The sequence below is a fragment of the Micromonospora sp. NPDC049060 genome (assembly GCF_040649055.1).
Classification (GTDB): Bacteria; Actinomycetota; Actinomycetes; order Mycobacteriales; family Micromonosporaceae; genus Micromonospora; species Micromonospora reichwaldensis.
On record NZ_JBEZEV010000003.1, the window covers coordinates 33,306 to 51,109 of the forward strand.

Genomic DNA, 17,804 nt, shown 5'->3' on the forward strand with positions numbered 1-17,804 from the left:
AAAGACGCCTCCGCCGCCTCAGTTCCGCCCATGCTCCGCACGGTCCTCGACGCGATCCGCCGAGGCCTGGATCGCCGTGGGCGGACACACGACGCACTGCATCCGACGCACCCGGCCCGCTCGCACCCGGCACGGTCCTCCGACGCGATCCGTCGAAGCCGGGCTCGTCGTGGGCGGGCGCAGCATGACCATTTTTGGATGGACCGATGCGGTCCGACCCGCGCTCGGGCCGGCCGCGACATCACTGACGGCCACAGACAGAAGGAGGGGAGCATGCGAGGTAGACAGCCACGCATCGTGTTCTTCGCGATGTCCGCCCTGGTGGCAACCACTTTCGTCGCGACCGCGCCTGCGGGCGCGGACCCCACGAAGCCCACCGCCCCGGGCTCCGAAGGAGCCCACCACGCGGATCACGCGTCGAACCACGTACGCATCAAGCTGACCGGCTCCGACATGCTCGACAAGGTGGTAGCCGCCGGCTACGACGTCGAGCACGGCCTCACGCGCGTGCCGGACGGCATCGAGGGCGAGGCGCACGTGGACGCCGGGCAGGTCGCCGAGCTCAAGGCGATGGGCGTCAAGATCCTCGGCGAAAACGAGCGCTTCACCTGGAGCGACGTGGCCGACGGCGGCTTCCGGGCCGCCGGGGCACGGGCCGCCCAGCCGGCGCAGGTGACCGAGGCGAACGACGCGACGGTACGCGTCGTCCGCGCCGACTGGTTCACCACGAAGGGCCAGGGCTTCCTCTACGTCGAGGCACGGACCACCGAAGGTGGACAGACCAACCCCATCGTCCTGATGCAGCTCGAGAACGACTCGGGCGTCGGTACGCCGTTCGGCTCCGCCCGGACGATGAGCCGCTTCGTCGACTCCGGGCAGTACATGTTCCACCGGAACCTGTTCAAGCTCGACGCGCGTCCTGACCAGATCAAGGTCACCAGCTCGACCGGCGGCGTCACCACCGGCAAGGTCTCCAACTGGCTCGAGGGCGCTCCGCCGCCGCTGACGGACAACCCGGGCTACAAGTCGGACTTCATCGACGGCTACAAGCATCCGCAGCAGCTCTTCAGCCGCGCCGAGGAGATCGCCCGGCAGTACCCGGACATCGCCGAGATCGTCTACCTGCCGCACAAGACGAACGGCTACCAGCGCAAGGCGCAGGCCACGATCGGCGGTACCGGGCAGGCGGCGGTCGTCGTCAGTTCGGCGGCGTGGGGCCACGAGGGCGGCAACGACGTCACCGTCGAATTCGTGGAGCGGCCGGGGGCGAGCCTCCCGCTCGGCGTCGACGTGTCGGGCAAGGCGGTCCGCGTCCTCCTCGCGAAGGACGCCAACGGCGCGCTCGCCAGCACCGCCGCGCAGGTGGCGGCGGCACTGGAGACCCAGTCCCAGGGCCTGATCGACCGGGCTCACCCGTACCGCAGCAACGCCGGCACCGGGCTCGTCGTGCCGACGTCCGCCCCGGTCGCGCTGAGCGACTTCCTCGACCAGAAGCGCGTCGGCGCGCCGGAGGGCGAGGTGCCCCGCGGCGAGGCCACCATCCCGGTCCTGCGGATCGGCAAGCACCGCGACGGCCGCAACCCCGGTGTCCTGATCCAGGCCCAGGACCACGCCCGCGAGTGGGTGCCGGCGACGACGACGCTGGAGACGGCCGAGCGTCTGGTGCACAACTACAGGACCGACCAGGAGACGAAGAAGATCGTCCAGGAGACGGACATCTTCCTCGTCCTGTCGAACAACCCCGACGGCGCGAACTACAGCTTCTACAACTACGCCTCGCAGCGTAAGAACCTGACGAACCACTGCGAGGACGCGAACGCCGACCCGGACCGCCGCAACTCGTGGGGCGTCGACCTGAACCGGAACTACCGGGTCGGCTCGGGCCACGACGGCTACGCCGGTGGGTCGACGGTCTGCACCAGCGGCACCTACCAGGGGCCGGAGAAGCTGTCCGAGCCCGAGTCGAAGAACATCGTCTGGCTGGTCGAGAAGTACAAGAACATCAAGTTCATGATGTCGGTGCACTCCAACGGCGGTCAGCTGTTCTGGCAGCCCGGCGCCTACATCGCGGACGGCCGGGTCACCACGCCGCGGCCGCCGCTGGGCGACGAGGCGTTCTACTGGCAGTCGGCCGGCAGGATCTTGTCGCAGGTCAAGGCGTACCGGGAGACCGTCGTCACGCCGGAGAACGTCGGCGGCTCGTCGGACGTCCTGTACTCCTCCGCCGGCAACGTCCGTGAGGACATGTACCACACCTACGGGATCTACTCCTTCGGCTGGGAGGTCGGCGGCTCGATCTACAACCCGGCCACCGGCAACTGGCAGGGCGGCTCGTTCCAGCCGGCGTGGGAGGGCAATCCGGCGCTTGTCAGCGGCCACTCCGAGACGATGGAGTACGCCAACGGGATCATGGAGATGTTCCGGATCGCGGCGGAGTGGGGCAAGGACAAGAAGAAGCCGACGTCCGAGCTCGTCCCTGGCGGCGGCAGGTACACCGGGTCCGTCGACGTGCGCTTCGAGACGAGCGAGCCGGCCACCATCTACTACACGACGGACGGCAGCCGGCCCACCCTCGAATCGCCGCGCTACCAGGCCACCGAGTTCCGTGAGCCGGGGCAGGTCTTCCGCGTCACCGGGACCACCACGTTCCGCTGGTTCTCGGTCGACGCCTCCGGCAACGTCGAGAAGGGCTACGACCCGGAGAAGAACGGCAGGAACTACCGCTCGGCGACGGTCACGATCGTCAAGTAGGTAGCGGCGTCAAGGCGTTGCCTCGTCGGTGCGGGAGGCCGCACCGACGAGGCAATGATCATTTCCATGGTGAGTCCGGGCGTGTCAGCGTCGCAGCCAAGGTGGGTGGGCGGTTGCGGCACCGAGCGGGAGCCAGTCAGGTCGTCAGTGAGCTCGCAGAACGTGCTCAAGCCGCTGCTCGAGTCGGCTGCGAGCGAGGTCGTCACTGATGCCTAGTCCAGAGTCGCGCCATGGCTGGACGACTTTCACCGGGTCCGGCAGGTAGCCGACAATGTCCATGACGTTCCAGTACCGGCACTCGTCCTCGTCGTGACGGTCATCAGCCCGGCGACGGTACACGTCCGTGAATCTGGCTCCAGCCTCAACGCCGTGCAACATCGCCAGGTAGGTCGCGGCATGTGCCACGTCCAGGGTCGCCGGTCCCCACGATGTCTCGACCCAGTCCACGACGCCGCTGACGCGCCCCTGCGACCACAGCAGATTCCCCAGATGAAAATCTCGGTGCAGGAACGTACCGGCATAGGCCGGTACGGGTTGGTCCAGCAACTCGAACGCCTGATGCCAGAGCTGTCGCCGCTGCGCCCACGGCGGCACGACTCGTTTGTCCGGCGCCGCCCAGGACTGGTACTGCCGTGGCCTGTCCCGGCCGGGCGCGAATTGGTGGATGCTGACGAGGACCTGCGCCATCGCCTCCAGGATGCCGTCCGCGGCAGAGGTCAGGCACAGACGCCCGGGCAGCCAGGACATGAGGTGTGCCGGTGCCCCGGCGGAGTCCCCGGACAGATCGAGGGCGACACTTCGAGGCGCTGGGATCGATGACCGTTGCAGTTGGTGCTGGACAGCCGCCTCCCTGGAAAGCAGCCCGGCAGCGTGTCGGCGCCACGGCTCCTTCGTCATCAGTCGGAGTACAGCCTGTTCGCCGTCGTGTCCGGTCAGGCCAAGCATGGTGGACGTGCAACCACCCGTGAGACGCCGCACCCTGGTGATCCGACGCTGCCAAGCCGACTCAACCCAGCGAATCTCGCGCTCGGTCGCACTGCCCACGAGTACCACTCTGTCATCGGCGCTTCCGGGCGCGTGCCGGGGTGTCGTCCACGCTCACGCCAGGCTCTCTGGCTACTGCGGAACCTCTCCAGGAACGACCTCCTGCCCGACGGCGGCGGGATGACACTTCCTGATCTCCGACGGGCGATGAGCTCGTATCTCAGGGCCGAAGACGATCTGGACGTCGAGGCGAAGGCTCTGCTGGAGCGCGGGTGGCTGACCCGCGACGACGAAGAAAGACTGTGGATCACCGCGGCCGGAGAAGACGCCCGAGTCAGCCTCAAACAGCACGCGCCGGCAATCCGGGCCCGCATCCACAAGGGCATCGACGACGCGGACTACGCCGCACCCTCAAGGTTCTCCGGCAGTTGATCCTGAACACCGGTGGCGCGGCATAGCGCGCCCAGCCTGGTCAGTCCAGCTCTGTAACGTGAGGCAATGCCTCTTGACCCGGTAGCACACAACCGCACCGCCTGGGACCGGCAGGTCGAGCAGGGCAACGAGTGGTCACGCCCCGTATCGAGCGAGACGACCGCCAGGGCGCGTGCCGGCGACTGGTCGGTCGTCCTGATCGGCTACCAGCCCGTCGACCGCTCCTGGTTCCCCGCCGACCTCGCGGGCACGGACATCCTGTGTCTGGCCTCGGGCGGCGGGCAGCAGGGTCCGACGCTGGCCGCTGCGGGGGCCCGGGTCACCGTCTTCGACAACTCGCCCCGTCAGCTCGAACAGGACGAGTCGGTCGCCCGGCGGGACGGCCTGGAGCTGCGTACCGTCCTCGGTGACATGCGCGACCTGTCGGCGTTCCCGGACTCCTCGTTCGACCTGGTCTTCCACCCCGTGTCGAACCTGTTCGTGCCCGAGCTCGCGCCGGTGTGGCGAGAGTGCTTCCGGGTGCTGCGACCGGGCGGGACGCTGCTGTCCGGCTTCCTCAACCCGGACGTCTTCCTCTTCGACAACGAGGCGCTGGACCAGCGCGGCGAACTGGTGGTGCGCCACCGGCTGCCGTACAGCGACCTGACCCACGTCCCGGCGGCGGAACGCGAACGCCTGTGGGGCGCGGACGCACCGCTGGAGTACAGCCACACGATGACCGCGCAGATCGGCGGTCAGCTCGCCGCCGGCTTCGTCATCGTCGGCTTCGAGGAGGCGCCGCACCACTCCGACGCCACCGCCGGATGGCTGCCCGGCTACTTCGCCACCCGGGCGGTGAAGCCGTGACGGCGGGCGGCTGACAGGCGCCGTGGCCTGGCTGCCCCGACTCGCGGGGCAGCCAGGGGCCCGGGCGCCCGCAGGTGGCAAGTCACTTGCCGGCCGGACTGCCAACTGCGACGCTCCGGCGATGATCGACAAGCCTGGCGTCGACGAACGGCTCCTGGCGGCTGAGGTGGCCGCCGCCTGGGCCGTCACCATCGTCGACCTCATGTTCATGCCGGTCGGGCTCGACGGGCACGCATGGGCGTACCGGGTGGACGCGTCCGACGGCGAGCGATACTTCCTCAAGCTGCGCCGCGGCACGTTCACCCGGGCGGCCGTCCTGCTGCCCGGGTTCCTCAGGACGCAGGGCGTCCGGCAGGTCGTGGCACCCATCGACCTGCCGGACGGCGGAGCCTGTCACCGGTTCGGGGAGTACCAGCTGCTGCTCTACCCGTTCCACGACGGCGGCAGCCGGTGGCGGCGCGGCCTCACCGACCGCCAGTGGAGCGAGTACGGCGAGTTCCTGGGGCGCCTGCACGCCGTCACGCCGAGCGCAGACCTCGCCGCCGTCCTGCCGGTCGAGACCTACCGGTCGGACGCTGGCGAGCGGCTGCGAACCCTCGGCGGGCAGGCTGCGACGAGCGAGGCCCTCGGCGCGTTCTGGGCCCGGTACGGCGCCGCGCTGCACCGGTTGGCGGAGACGGTCGACGAGCTGGCTTCCCGCGTGACGCACGCTCGACACGTCATCTGCCACGCCGACATCCACCCCGGCAACCTGATCGCTGACGACGACGGTCCACTGCACGTCGTGGACTGGGACGCGCCGATCCTCGCGCCGCGCGAGCGGGACCTGATGTTCGTCTACAGCCAGGACTTCGGCGACCACCCGATCGACGCACACCGCGCCGAACTCTTCCGCCGCGGCTACGGGCCGCTGGAACCGGACCAGACCCTGCTGAGCTACTACCGCAGCGAGCGGCACCTCGACGACGTCGCCGAATTTCTACGTAGCATCCTCAGCCCCGAGGCCAGCCCGGAATCTCGCGCCAACGACCTGCACTGGCTCACCCGTATCGCCGAGACCGTCGCCGACCCCGGCTACGCGCCCTGATGCTGCGCTCCGCTGCCGTACAAGATCGAAAAAGGCCGTTTCCGACGGGCGGAAACGGCCTTGAGCTGGGTGGAGTTGAGGGGATTCGAACCCCTGACCCCCTCGATGCGAACGAGGTGCGCTACCGGACTGCGCCACAACCCCTCCGCCGGCGGACCGGCATCGGTCCCACCCGGCTTTCACCGGGCGGGCCGGCGCCAAGGCTAACAGGTTCACCGCCCCCGCCGCGAATCCACCCCCCGCGCGCCGAGATCTTGGCACGAAACGGCCCCTCCGAGGGCCGCCAGCCACCAAGATCTCGAAGCAGGACCCCACGCAGGCGGCGGAGGGGGCCGATCGGCGCGAAAGTCGGTGGACATCGCGGGCGGTGGTGGGAAGCGTGGGGCGCATGCGACAGGAAGACGTCTGGGACGACGACACCGCCCGCCGCTACGACACCCCGGGCACCGGCATGTTCGCCCCCGAGGTGCTGGGGCCGACCGTGGACCGGCTGGCCGAGCTGGCCGGCGGCGGGGCGGCGCTCGAATTCGCCGTCGGCACCGGCCGGGTGGCCGTCCCGCTCGCCGCGCGCGGGGTGCCGGTCAGCGGCATCGAGCTGTCCCGCCCGATGGTGGAGCGGCTGCGGACGAAGGTGGACGAGGCGACCGTTCCGGTGGTGATCGGTGACATGGCGACCGCCACCGCACCGGGCGAGTTCTCGCTGGTCTACCTCGTCTACAACACGATCTCGAACCTGCTCACCCAGTCCGAGCAGGTGGCCTGCTTCCGCAACGCCGCCCGCCACCTCGCCCCGGGCGGCCGGTTCGTGATCGAGTTGTGGGTGCCGGAGCTGCGCAAGCTCCCACCGGGCCTGGAGGCGACCGTCTGGTCGTCCGAGCCGGGGTACATCGGCCTCGACACCTACGACGTGCTGCGCCAGCAGGTCGTGTCGCACCACTTCCGGTTCGACGAGAGCACGCACGCCCGGCTGTTCCGGTCGCCGCACCGCTACATCTGGCCGGCGGAGCTGGACCTCATGGGTCAGCTGGCCGGGTTCGAGCTGGAGAGCCGGCACGCGGACTGGTCCGGCGCCGAGTTCACCGCCGACTCGCGGTCGCACGTGTCCGTCTACCGCCTGCCGGCCACGAGCTGACGCGCGGCGGGCCGGACCGACCGCCGGCCACGACCGGCGCATCAGGCGAGAAAGAGACCTGGCCGGTCAGGCCGAGTGGGAGCCGCGGCCGGACTGGTAGGGGCGACCGCGCAGGCCACCCGAGCGGCGGTAGGAAACCGAGCCGCCGTTGGCCGCCGCCGGCAGGTCCGCCGGGCGGTCCAGGCCCATCGCGGCACGGCGTACCACCTCGCGCTGGGCCGCCAGGCGACGCTGCGCCTCGCGGCGGGCCGCCGCCCGGCGGGCCTGCTCCCGCCGCACCTCGGCCTGCCGGGCGGCCAGCCACGCCGCCTCGCGGGCCTGCGCCCGCCGCCGCCGGCGATCCGCCAGCGCCAGCCGCCGCAGGTGTACGACGTACGCGACCAGCAGCGCGGCGGTGACCCCGAAACTGATCCAGAAGCCGGGGCTGACCACGATCACGCCGATGAGCTCGACGAAGTTCAGCAGCAGCAGCGCGGCGAGCACCCGGCGGCGCCGGTAGACGGCGGGGGTGTGCTGTCGGCGGGGCGGCGGCCGGCGGCGGCCCTTGCGGGGGGCCGGCGGCACGGCGCGCAGCCGCTTCGACCGGCGCGTCGCGGGGGGCGCGGAGACCGGCGCGGAGAGCCCGCCCGCATTCGCGTCCTCACTGAGGGTGATGACGAGGCTGCGGGGCGGGTGCACCGGACGGTGCCCCGGCACAGTGCGGCGCCGCCGGCGGCGCTGGAGCACCCGCGCCGTCGACTGCGCCCGCTCCGCCACCAGCCGCTCGGTGGCGTCGTACCGGCGAACCAGCGCCGGGGCGAGGGCGAGCAGACCGGCGGCGGCGAGGACGGCGAGGAGCACCGAGGTCGGCACCCTCACCCCTCCCGTCACCGAATTCGGAGCAACCGCCGCCCGGCCGCAGGATCTTCCACCGATGGTGGTCGGGTGCGCGGATCGTACGGGTGGAGCAGCGCTTGCCACAGCTTGCAGTTACTTGAGGTTACGGGCCGTGGACGCGGATGCTGACACGCCGCGCCGATCCCGTGCGTGGGACGGCTCACCCCGTGGTGGCGCGGAGCCGGTGCCAGCGGGCCAGCAGCCCACCCTCGGCGGCGACCTCCTCGCTGGTCATCGCGTAGCCGATATGGTCCCGCCACGCACCGTCGATGTGCATGTAGCGCACGTGGTACGACTCCTCGCGGAAACCCAGCTTCTCCACCACCCGCCGGGACGGCCGGTTCTCGGGGCGGATGTTCACCTCGACCCGGTGCAGCCCACCCACGCCGAACGCGTGGTCGACCGCGAGTGCCAGCGCGGTGGGGATGACGCCGCGACCGGCCACCCGGGAGTCCACCCAGTAGCCCACGTACGCCGAGCAGAACGCCCGCCGCACGATGCTGCCCACGTTGAGGTGGCCGACCAGCCGGTCCCGGCCGCCCTCGCGCAGGCAGACGGCGAACGGCATCCCCTCGCCGGTGCGCGCCGACCGGCGCTGGTCGCGGTACACCCAGCGGAACGCGGCCGGCGAGTTCAGCTCGTGCCAGCTCCCCGGCACGGACGACTCCCACGGCGCGAGCCACTCCCGATTGGCGCGGCGCACCTCGGACCAGGCGGCGGCGTCCGAACGCCGGTAGGGCCGCAGCAGCACCGGCCCGTCGGCCAGCACCGCCGGCCACCCCGGCGCCCGCCCGACCCCGAACAGACTCACGGAACAGACCTTCCGCTCACGACCGACGAAACCGAAGCCCGGACGGCGCTCACCGGGCCGACCTTCCGTTCGCGACTGCGGGGCTCGCAAGCTCACTCCTCGCGCTCACCGGCCGACCTTCCGTTCGCGACTGCGGGGCTCGCAAGCTCACTCCTCGCGCTCACCGGCGCCGGTCCAGCAGGAGGACGTCCACCGTGGACCCGGCCGCCGCGGTGGTCACCCGCTCGCCGAGCACCATCAGCCCGTTCGCCTCGGCCAGCCCCGAGAGGGTGTACGGGCCACCGTTGAGCGGCTGCACCGTGTAGCCGCCGCCGCGCCGCTCGGCGACGTGCGCGGGGCGGAACTCGCGCAGCCCCACCGGGGACGAGATCGTCTCCAGCAGGTGTGCGCGGACGCTGGGCCGGAACACCGGTTCCGCCCCGGCCAGCAGGTTGATCGCCGGGCGGGCCAGCACCTCGAAGCCGATCAGGGCGGAGCCCGTGTCGCCGGGCAGGCAGACCACCGGCACCTCCTCGGCGCCGACCGTGCCGAAACCGAGCGAGGTGCCGGGGTAGAGCGCGACCTCGGTGAAGGTGACCGGGCCGGCCCGGCTGCCCTCCCGCCGGGAGAGGATCCGCCGCACCATGTCGCCCGGCCCGGTGCCGGTCCCACCCGTGGTGATGATCAGGTCGGCGCGCAGCGTCTGGTCCTCCAGCAGCCCGCGCAGCCCTTCCGGATCGTCGTCGCAGATGCCCACCCGGTACGCCAGGGCGCCCACCTCGGCCGCGGCGGCGGTCAGCGCGTGCGAGTTGGCGTCGACCGTCTGGCCGGGCTGGCTGCCCCGGCCCACGTCGACAAGCTCGTCGCCGGTGGCCACGATCACCACGCGGGGGCTGGGCCGGACCACGACGTGCCCGATGCCGGTGGCGGCGAAGACCGCCACCAGCGCCGGCGACACGTAGGTGCCGGCCCGGGCCAGCAGGGTGCCGGCGGGCAGTTCCTCGCCGGCCCGGCGCACCCCGTACCCCCGTTTGGGCACGCGGAAGATCTCCACGGCGGCCATGCCCTGGTCGGTCCACTCGACCGGAACGACCACGTCCGCGGCGAGCGGCAGCGGCGCCCCGGCGGCGACGGAGAAGCAGGCGCCCGGGGTGAGCCGGACCGGCCGCCAACTCGCCGCGCCGAGGTCGCCGACGACGTTGAGCCGGACGTTGCGCCCGCCCGGCCCGCCGGACTGGGTCGGGACGTAGCCCACGCCCCGACCGCCTCCGGAGATGTCCTCCCAGCGGGCCGCGTACCCGTCCACGGCCGACTGGTCGAAGGCCGGGAAGGAGTGCGGCGCGACGACGTCCTCGGCGAGGACGTTGCCGTGCGCCTGGGTGAGGTCGAGGTCGAGCGGAGGCAGCGCGCGTAACCTGCGCAGCACGCTGCCCAGGTAGTCGGCGAGCGGCGTCAACTCGTTCGCGGCCGCCTCGGCGTCGGCCGACGCTGTCATGTACCAGTCACGCCCGACGCGTCGGAGTTGACGAACTCGGCCAGCCACTTGCGGAACTCGGCGCCGAGGTCGTCGCGCTCGGCGGCGATCTGCACCACGGTCTGGAGGTAGCCCAGCGGCATGCCGGTGTCGTAGCGGGTGCCCCGGTAGACGATCGCGTGCACCGGGGTGCCCTCGCTGCGCAGCAGCTCCATGGCGTCGGTCAGCTGGATCTCCCCGCCGCTGCCCGGCTCCGTCCGCCGGATGGCGTCGAAGATGCTGCTCGGCAGCACGTAGCGGCCCAGCACCGCGAGGTTGCTGGGCGCGTCCTCCGGCTTGGGCTTCTCCACCATGCCGGTGACCCGGACGACCTCGCCGATGTCGGTCAGCTCCGCCTCGGCCGGCTCCACCGAGGCGATGCCGTAGCGCTTCGTCTCGGCCGGGTCGACCTCGAAGAAGGCCAGCACCACGCCGCCGGTGCGCGCCTGGAGCTCCAGCATGGCCGGCAGCAGCGGCTCGGCCGGCTTGACGAACTCGTCGCCCAGCAGCACCGCGAAGGGCTGGTCGCCGACGTGCGACTCGGCGTAGCCGACAGCGTGGCCCAGGCCGAGCTGCTCGGGCTGCCGGCAGGTGTAGATCTCGGCCAGCTCGCTGGGGCCGCGCACGGCGGCCAGCCGCTCGGCGTCGCCCTTCGCCTCCAGCCGCGCCTCCAGGTCGGGGCGGCGGTCGAAGTGGTCCACCATCGACGTCTTGCCCCGCCCGGTGATCAGCAGGACGTCGCCGATGCCGGCCTGGGTGGCCTCCTCGACGATGTACTGCAGCACCGGCCGGTCGACCACCGGGAGCAGCTCCTTGGGCACCGCCTTCGTGGCCGGCAGGAACCGGGTGGCCAGACCGGCGGCCGGGATGACGGCCTTGACCGCGCGGGAGCGACCGGTTGCGGCGGTCGCCGATGAGGGGTTCGCTGAGTGCTCCGACATGTCGCGAGACTATCGGCCACGGCTCTGTCGTGGAGGGTGAGGACCGGAAGACGCGCCGCCGCAGGGACCCGGCCGCACCGGGTCGGGCGCGCCCGGAGCGCTCCCCGGGGCAGCGTCGGCCGGATCGGCCGGTTCGGGGTGGGCCCGCACCGGCTGGCGGGGAGCGCCGGCGCGCGGCAGACCGTCCTCGGGGGTGGCCGCCGTGGCCGGGACGGGGATCTCCCGCGCCGGCGGTCCGGCCCGCTCCTCGGCGATGCGCCAGGTGTCCCGGCCGGCCGCCTTGGCGGCGTAGAGGGCGTCGTCGGCGGCGTCCAGCACCTGCTGGCCGGTGCTGCCGTGGTCGGGGTGCACGGCGATGCCGACGGAGACGGTGACGCCGATGGCCACGGCCGCCCCGCCGTGCCCGTCGGCGGCGATCGGGGCGTCCCGGACCGCCGCGCCGAGCCGCTCCGCGACGATCGCCGCGCCCCGGGCGTCGGTCTCCGGCAGCAGCAGCACGAACTCCTCGCCGCCCTGCCGGAAGGCGAGGTCGACCTCGCGGATCTCGCCGCGCACCCGGCGGGCGAACTCGGCCAGCACGGCGTCCCCGGCCGCGTGCCCGTACGTGTCGTTGACGTCCTTGAACCGGTCCAGGTCGAGGGCGAGGACGCTGAGCATCCGGCCGAACCGGCTCGCCCGCTCGACCTCCCGGCGGATCGACTCCTTCAGGTAGCGGTAGTTCCACAGCCCGGTGAGCGGGTCGGTCAGCGAGAGCCGCTGCGCCTCCTCGTGCACCCGGACGTTGTCGACCGCCACGGCGGCGTGGCCGGCGAAGGTGCGCAGGGTGACGAGGTCGTCGTCGTCGAACTCGTCCGCGCCGAGCCGGTCGTAGAGGGCCAGCACACCGAGCGCCCCGGCGGGGGCGGCCGGCTCCGCCCCGGGGCGCGGCGCGGGTCCGTCGCGGGCGGTGCCGTCGGGCGGGCCCGTCGTGCCGGGGGCCGCGAACGGCACCGCGATGTACGTCCGGCAGTGCGGCTCCCCCGGCGGCGCGACGGAGGGCTCCACCCGCCCCCGGCGCGGCTCCCCGGTCGCCGCGACGGCGCCCACCACACCGCTGCCCAGCGGCACCCGCAACGGCCCCGAGGGTTCGTCCGCCGGGTCGGGCCCGTCCAGCCCCTCGGTGCACTGCGCGACGAGCACCCCGCCGTCGTCGACGAGCAGCACCGCCCCGGCCCGGGCGCCGGTCGCCGCGATCGCGCTGTGCAGGATCACCCGCAGGATGCGTTGCAGGTCGTGGGTGCTGGCCAGGGTGTCCCCCAGCACCGCGAGGTGCCCGCGCAGCTGGTCGCGGCTGCTGGTCAGCGCCGCCACGTAGGTGGCCGTCTCACGGGTCATCCGGTTGAACGCGCCGGCCAGCCGGCCGATCTCGTCCCGGCTGCGCACGGGCACCCGGGCGGTCAGGTCGCCGCGCGCCACCCGGTCCACCGCGCCCGCCAGCTCGACCAGCGGGCGGGTCGTGACCCGGGCCAGCCGCCAGGCGGCCACCACGGCCAGCAGGGTCGCCACCAGCACCGCCGAGCCCAGCGCGACGTACAGGCCGCGTGGTCGTTCGCTGGGGACCGAGAGCACCAGCGGCAGGGGCTGCCCGGAGGACGGGCCGACCAGGCGGACGTACCGGCCGTCGGGGGTCTCGGTGACGCGCTCGCCGTGCAGCGTGTCGGCGGCGGCGAGCACGGCGTCGCGTACGCCGGTCGACTCGGTGCTGTGGGCGAGCCGGACGGGTGCCGCGCCGTCGTCGATCAGGGTGACCGCCACCCCCGTCACGGCCGCGAGGCGCGCCACGAAGGCCGGGTCGACCGGCTGCGCGGCGGTGACCGTGCCGAGCGGCCCGCCGGCCCGGTCGCGCAGGTCGGCCCGGGCCGCGAGCGCCCGCACCGGCCCGGCGGACGGCGGTTCGGCGCAGTCCCGCCAGGGCCCCGCGGGGCCGCCGGGGCTGGCGTAGGTGACCCGGCCGGTGACGTCGGCGACCCGCACGGCGGCGGCCAGGCCACGGCGGACCACCTGGCTCGCGGCGGCCGGCCGGTCGCCGGCCAGGGCGACCGCGTCGGCGGCGGCCCGCAACTGCTGGCAGAGGGCGTCGACGGAGGTGCGCACGGTCGCGGCGGCCACCGCGAGCCGCTCGGTGGAGCGGCTCGAGTCGACCGCCGCCACGGTCGCCCCGACGAACATCACCCCGAGCACCACCGGGCCGAGCGCCACCGCCAGGAAGGCTGTGGTCAACCGCCCGCGTAGCGTCACTCGGTCCCCCCGGAAGTTACGCCGCCGTTGCTTGCGATGCTGACACAGAGCCACCAGGCGACAAACGTTGCGTCAGGAGTGTTGCGTGCCCGATTTTTCTGATGGAGCGCAAGAGGCGAAGCGGGATGTGCGCGCCGCCGTGCTCGCCCGCCGCCGGGCGCTGACCGCGCCGCACCGGGCCGACGCCGCCGGGCGCGTGCAGGCCGAGCTGGTGGCTCTCGTACGCCGGCTGCGTCCGCTGCGGATGACGGCGTACGTGCCGGTCGGCTCCGAGCCGGGCGGGCCCGACCTGCCGGCGGTGCTGCACGCGGCGCTGCCGCCGGGCGGGGAGCTGCTGCTGCCGGTGCTCCGCGACGACCTCGACCTGGACTGGGCGGCCTGGAGCGGGCCGGCCGGGCTGGTGGCCGCCGGGCGGGGGATGCGCGAGCCGGCCGGGCCGCGGCTGGGCCGGGCCGCAGTCGCCGACGCGCAACTGGTGGTGCTGCCCGCGCTGGCGGTGGACCGCCGGGGGCTGCGGCTGGGCCGGGGCGGCGGCTCGTACGACCGGGCGCTGGCCCGGGTGCCGGCGACCGCCCTGACCGTGGTCCCGCTGCACGACGGCGAGCTGGTGGAGGCGCTTCCCGCCGAGCCGCACGACCGCCCGGTACGCGCGGTCGTCACGCCCGCCGACGGCCTGCGTACGCTGGACGCCGCCCCGGGGGGCGTGGCGGGTGTCGCGCCCCACACTTCCGCTGGACGAATCCGGGGGCGATGACGCACCATTGGCACTCGAATACGTCGAGTGCCAACCGGCCGTGGCCAGATCCGGAGGAGAACGTGCCCACGTACCAGTACGCCTGCACCGCGTGCGGTCACCAGCTCGAGGCGGTGCAGTCCTTCTCCGACGCACCGCTGACCGAGTGCCCGGCGTGTGAGGGGCGGCTGCGGAAGGTCTTCAACTCCGTCGGCATCGTGTTCAAGGGATCGGGCTTCTACCGCACGGACTCGCGCTCGTCCGGCTCGGACAGCGCGAAGAGCGGCGCCGCCGCCAAGCCGGCGAAGTCCGACTCGTCCTCCGGCGGTGACTCCGGCTCGTCCGGCGGGTCCTCGTCGTCGGGCTCGTCCGCCGGTTCCTCGTCCTCGTCGTCGGGCTCGTCCCCGTCGTCGGGCTCGGGCGGCTCCACCGGCGGCGGGGGCAAGGCCCCGGCCGCCAGCAGCGCCAGCTCCTCCTGACCCACGCCGCACCGGCCCGGGAGCCGGCCCTCGAACCGGGGGCCCGGTTCCCGGGCCGGCTGCGCTCGTCCACAGCCCGGCGGAGGTTGTCCACAGCCCGACGGGGGTTGTCCACAGCCCGGCGCGGTCGTCCACAGCCCGGCGGTGACCCGCTCAGTCCCAGTGCGGGGGGCGCTCCGCGAGCAGCCAGTCGTCGTTGCCGCCCGAGCGCTCGCCCCAGCCCCGGTCGGTGTCGTCGGCGGTCTGCTCGGGCAGCACCACGAAGTCGTCGCTGAGGTCGACGGCGCGGTCGTCGTCGCCGCGTACCGCCGGCATGCCCGGATCGTCGGTGATGCTCACGAGCGGCAAGACTAGCGCAGCCACCACCGGCGGGAGCGCCGACGAACGCCGGGCCGCCGCGTCCGGCCGGCCACCGGGCCGGGGCGTTGGTAGCGTCGGACGGCGTGACGACCCCCACCTCCGGCGGCGCCCCGGACGACTACTGGCGACGGCCCGACGGCTCGCCCGAGCGGCCCACGGGCACGCCGCCGGGGCCGGCCACGCCGCCCCCGGCGCGTGGGAGCGGCTACGCGGGCCCGCCCGCGACCACCCCGCCACCGGCCGGGTGGCGCCCACCGGTGCACCTGCGACCGCCACCGCCCCGGCGACTGCCGGCGCAGGACATGGCGGAACTCGACGCGGCGGAGCAGCGGGCGCAACGACTCACGTACGGCGTGGGCACGGTGGCCGCCGTGGTGCTGGTGGTCCTCGTCTGCGTGCTCTGCACCCGGCTCGTGTTCTGACCTCGGCCCGGTCGCGGCCCGCGCCGCCCGGCGGCCCGACGCGGCCGGCGGGACGTCAGAGGGTGTTGCCCCAGACGGTCTCGGCCCCGGAGTGCCCGGTCAGGTAGACGTAGACGAGGCTGACGACGCCGAGCGCCACCACCACGACCGAGAGCACCGGGGTCACCCAGGACGGCAGCTTCGGCACCCGCCGGTGCCCGCTCGTCACTAACAGCAGCAGCAGCGACGCCACGGCCAGCGGCAGCACCCAGCGGAACAGGATGTCGCCGTAGCGGGAGTGGGCGAAGATCTGCTCCACGATCGGGCCCTGCATGCCCCGGGCGAGGAACGCGTCGGTCAACTCCTCCCCCGACTCGACCGCGACGAAGGCCGACACGGGCGCCACCACGGCGAGGATCGCCACCGCCCAGTCCAGCCGCGCCCGGAACCGGGGCAACGCCACGTACGCGGCGGAGAGCAGGGCCAGCAGCGGCACGAGCACGACGACCGCGTGCACCACCAGCACGTGGGCCGGCAGACCCAGGATCTCCTTGAACATCCACACCTCCGGCGGTACGCGGTCGCGGGGCCAGCGTACGGTGCGCCGGTCGACCCGCCCAGTCGATCTCGACCGGGAACACGCGCCCGGAGCCGGTCCGGTTCACCGTTCCCGGCGAGGAGCCCGCCGACGTGGCGGCCGGCTCGGGGCGACCCGGGTTGTGGCCGGCGCCACCCTGCGCCGGAGGCCGGTTGTCGGTCCCCGACCCGCGTGCTGTCATTGGCACATGCCCGGTGGCGAGGAACTGCTCCGGTCGAGGGGCCTGCGGGTCACCCGGCCGCGTCTCGCCGTGCTCGACGTGCTGGCCGCCGGCGGCCACCTCGAGGTCGACGAGATCACCCGCCAGGTGCGCCAGCGCATCGACTCGGTCTCCACCCAGGCGGTCTACGACGTGCTGGGCGCGCTGTCGCGCGCCGGGCTGTCCCGCCGCATCGAGCCGGCCGGCAGCCCCGCCCGCTACGAGGCCCGTGCCGGCGACAACCACCACCACGTCGTCTGCCGGGGCTGCGGCGAGATCGCCGACATCGACTGCGCGGTCGGCAGCGCGCCCTGCCTCGACCCGGACATCGCCCACGGGTTCGAGGTCGACGAGGCGGAAGTGACGTTCTGGGGCCTCTGCCCCACCTGCCAGGCCCGCCGCTCCGCCGACGACTGACGGCCGACCGCTCTCCACGCGGCGCGCGGCGGCACCGCGTGGCACCCTTGGTCGGTGGACTCCGATGACCTCGGCCTCTTCGGTCCGGGTTCGGTCACGTGGAAGGTGCACGAGGAGCCGATCCTGATCGTCGCCGGCCTGCGTTCGCTCTACCTTCAGTCGTTGCATCCCCGGGCCATGGCCGGGGTCGCCCAGAACAGCAACTACCGCTCCGACGCCTGGGGCCGCCTGGTGCGTACCGCCACCTACGTGGGCACCACCATCTACGGCACCACCGCCGAGGCGGAGGCCGCCGGGCTCCGGGTACGCCGCCGGCACGCCCGCCTGCGGGCCACCGACCTGTTCACCGGGGAGGAGTTCCGGGTCGACGATCCCGAGCTGCTGCGCTGGGTGCACGTCACCGAGGTCGAATCGTTCCTCGACACGGCCCGCCGGGCCGGGCTGCCGCTGACCGCCGACGAGATCGACGGCTACTACACCGAGCAGCGGCGCTCCGCCGCCCTGGTCGGCCTGGACCCGGCAACGGTGCCGGGCACCGCCGCCGAGGTGGCCGACTACTACCGGCGGATCCGCCCAGAGCTGCGGATGACCCGCGAGGCGGCGGAGACGGCGCTCTTCCTCACCGCGCCGCCGATCCCGTGGAAGCTCAGCCTGCCCGCCCGGATCGGGCTCAACCTCGGGCCGCCCCGCTGGGCGTACTTCGGCATCGCCGGCACGGCGCTCGCGCTGCTGCCGGCCTGGGCCCGGCGGATGTACGGCGGGCTGGGCCTGCCCACGACCGCGCTCTCCGCCGACCTGAGCGTCCGGGCGCTGCGGCTGACCCTCGCCACGTTGCCCCGCCGGTGGCGGGAGGGGCCGTTGCAGCAGGCCGCCAAGGAACGCGCCGCCCGGCTCGCCGGCACGCCGGCCTGACCCACGGCCGGACCGGCTGCCCGGTAAGCGCCCTGTGCGACCCGGGCCGGCACCGTGTCGCCGGCAGCAGGGTGAC

General features: G+C 73.4%; 18 protein-coding genes, 1 tRNA gene and 1 pseudogene. 10 read left to right on the forward strand and 10 right to left on the reverse strand.

Going from position 1 to position 17,804, the window contains the following annotated elements; all coding sequences use genetic code 11:
* The first annotated feature begins 273 nt into the window (after positions 1–273).
* Complete coding sequence (locus tag AB0B83_RS02015) at positions 274–2,751, forward strand: M14 family metallopeptidase (protein WP_357576573.1); 2,478 nt, start codon at positions 274–276, stop codon at positions 2,749–2,751.
* A gap of 144 nt (positions 2,752–2,895) precedes the next feature.
* Here the strand turns inward: AB0B83_RS02015 and AB0B83_RS02020 are convergent, their stop codons facing one another.
* Positions 2,896–3,696, reverse strand: coding sequence for an aminoglycoside phosphotransferase family protein (locus tag AB0B83_RS02020; protein ID WP_357576691.1), 801 nt, complete (start codon positions 3,694–3,696; stop codon positions 2,896–2,898).
* Positions 3,697–3,942: 246 nt separating this feature from the next.
* On the opposite strand from AB0B83_RS02020, the gene AB0B83_RS02025 reads away from it, so the two are divergent.
* The 3 genes from AB0B83_RS02025 to AB0B83_RS02035 all read left to right on the forward strand — a co-directional run bounded on the left by AB0B83_RS02025 (position 3,943) and on the right by AB0B83_RS02035 (position 6,100).
* Entirely contained in the window at positions 3,943–4,167 is a 225-nt protein-coding gene (locus AB0B83_RS02025) for a hypothetical protein (RefSeq protein WP_357576574.1), read from the forward strand.
* Positions 4,168–4,233: 66 nt separating this feature from the next.
* Entirely contained in the window at positions 4,234–5,013 is a 780-nt protein-coding gene (locus AB0B83_RS02030) for a methyltransferase domain-containing protein (RefSeq protein WP_357576575.1), read from the forward strand.
* 121 nt (positions 5,014–5,134) lie between these two features.
* Positions 5,135–6,100 carry an aminoglycoside phosphotransferase family protein gene (locus tag AB0B83_RS02035; RefSeq protein WP_357576576.1) on the forward strand — a complete coding sequence of 322 codons (966 nt, stop codon included), beginning with the start codon at positions 5,135–5,137 and terminating at the stop codon, positions 6,098–6,100.
* A gap of 70 nt (positions 6,101–6,170) precedes the next feature.
* Here AB0B83_RS02035 and AB0B83_RS02040 read toward each other — a convergent pair.
* Positions 6,171–6,244 (reverse strand) — tRNA-Ala (locus tag AB0B83_RS02040).
* A gap of 244 nt (positions 6,245–6,488) precedes the next feature.
* Here AB0B83_RS02040 and AB0B83_RS02045 point away from each other — a divergent pair.
* The gene (locus AB0B83_RS02045) at positions 6,489–7,232 is read left to right on the forward strand and encodes a class I SAM-dependent methyltransferase (protein ID WP_357576577.1); all 744 of its coding nucleotides are present in this window, start codon (positions 6,489–6,491) and stop codon (positions 7,230–7,232) included.
* A gap of 66 nt (positions 7,233–7,298) precedes the next feature.
* Here AB0B83_RS02045 and AB0B83_RS02050 read toward each other — a convergent pair whose 3' ends face one another.
* From AB0B83_RS02050 to AB0B83_RS02070, 5 genes are all read right to left on the reverse strand, one after another.
* On the reverse strand, positions 7,299–8,090 hold the full coding sequence (locus AB0B83_RS02050; protein WP_357576578.1) for a hypothetical protein: 792 nt from the start codon (positions 8,088–8,090) through the stop codon (positions 7,299–7,301).
* 178 nt (positions 8,091–8,268) lie between these two features.
* Positions 8,269–8,919, reverse strand: a complete 651-nt coding sequence (locus AB0B83_RS02055) for a GNAT family protein (RefSeq protein WP_357576579.1) — start codon at positions 8,917–8,919, stop codon at positions 8,269–8,271.
* Positions 8,920–9,079: 160 nt separating this feature from the next.
* Positions 9,080–10,393 (reverse strand): gephyrin-like molybdotransferase Glp, encoded by a 1,314-nt coding sequence (gene glp / locus AB0B83_RS02060; RefSeq protein WP_121396714.1) that lies wholly within the window; start codon positions 10,391–10,393, stop codon positions 9,080–9,082.
* Entirely contained in the window at positions 10,390–11,352 is a 963-nt protein-coding gene (locus AB0B83_RS02065; RefSeq protein WP_327030423.1) for a UTP--glucose-1-phosphate uridylyltransferase, read from the reverse strand. Before AB0B83_RS02065 ends, glp begins: the two co-directional genes overlap by 4 nt.
* A gap of 9 nt (positions 11,353–11,361) precedes the next feature.
* Positions 11,362–13,629, reverse strand: coding sequence for a diguanylate cyclase (locus AB0B83_RS02070; RefSeq protein WP_357576580.1), 2,268 nt, complete (start codon positions 13,627–13,629; stop codon positions 11,362–11,364).
* Between the two features lie 85 nt (positions 13,630–13,714).
* On the opposite strand from AB0B83_RS02070, the gene AB0B83_RS02075 reads away from it, so the two are divergent.
* Positions 13,715–14,383, forward strand: a complete 669-nt coding sequence (locus AB0B83_RS02075) for a 5-formyltetrahydrofolate cyclo-ligase (protein WP_357576581.1) — start codon at positions 13,715–13,717, stop codon at positions 14,381–14,383.
* Positions 14,380–14,586 (forward strand): annotated as a pseudogene (locus AB0B83_RS02080) (FmdB family zinc ribbon protein); the annotation flags it as partial. The gene AB0B83_RS02075 and the pseudogene AB0B83_RS02080, both read left to right, overlap by 4 nt.
* A 14-nt stretch (positions 14,587–14,600) precedes the next feature.
* On the opposite strand, the gene AB0B83_RS02085 reads toward AB0B83_RS02080, so the two are convergent.
* Both AB0B83_RS02085 and AB0B83_RS02090 read right to left on the reverse strand, forming a co-directional pair.
* Positions 14,601–14,846: a hypothetical protein gene (locus tag AB0B83_RS02085; RefSeq protein ID WP_357576698.1), complete on the reverse strand. Its 246-nt coding sequence runs from the start codon at positions 14,844–14,846 to the stop codon at positions 14,601–14,603.
* Positions 14,847–14,994: 148 nt separating this feature from the next.
* Positions 14,995–15,180, reverse strand: coding sequence for a hypothetical protein (locus AB0B83_RS02090; protein ID WP_357576699.1), 186 nt, complete (start codon positions 15,178–15,180; stop codon positions 14,995–14,997).
* Between the two features lie 104 nt (positions 15,181–15,284).
* Between AB0B83_RS02090 and AB0B83_RS02095 the strand changes: the two genes are divergently transcribed.
* Positions 15,285–15,623 carry a hypothetical protein gene (locus AB0B83_RS02095; RefSeq protein WP_357576582.1) on the forward strand — a complete coding sequence of 113 codons (339 nt, stop codon included), beginning with the start codon at positions 15,285–15,287 and terminating at the stop codon, positions 15,621–15,623.
* A gap of 55 nt (positions 15,624–15,678) precedes the next feature.
* On the opposite strand, the gene AB0B83_RS02100 is transcribed toward AB0B83_RS02095, so the two are convergent.
* The gene (locus AB0B83_RS02100) at positions 15,679–16,161 is read right to left on the reverse strand and encodes a DUF2231 domain-containing protein (RefSeq protein WP_357576583.1); all 483 of its coding nucleotides are present in this window, start codon (positions 16,159–16,161) and stop codon (positions 15,679–15,681) included.
* Positions 16,162–16,387: 226 nt separating this feature from the next.
* Here AB0B83_RS02100 and AB0B83_RS02105 point away from each other — a divergent pair, with 226 nt between their 5' ends.
* Entirely contained in the window at positions 16,388–16,816 is a 429-nt protein-coding gene (locus AB0B83_RS02105) for a Fur family transcriptional regulator (RefSeq protein WP_311410670.1), read from the forward strand.
* Positions 16,817–16,870: 54 nt separating this feature from the next.
* Entirely contained in the window at positions 16,871–17,728 is an 858-nt protein-coding gene (locus AB0B83_RS02110) for an oxygenase MpaB family protein (protein WP_311410669.1), read from the forward strand.
* Positions 17,729–17,804: the final 76 nt, after the last annotated feature.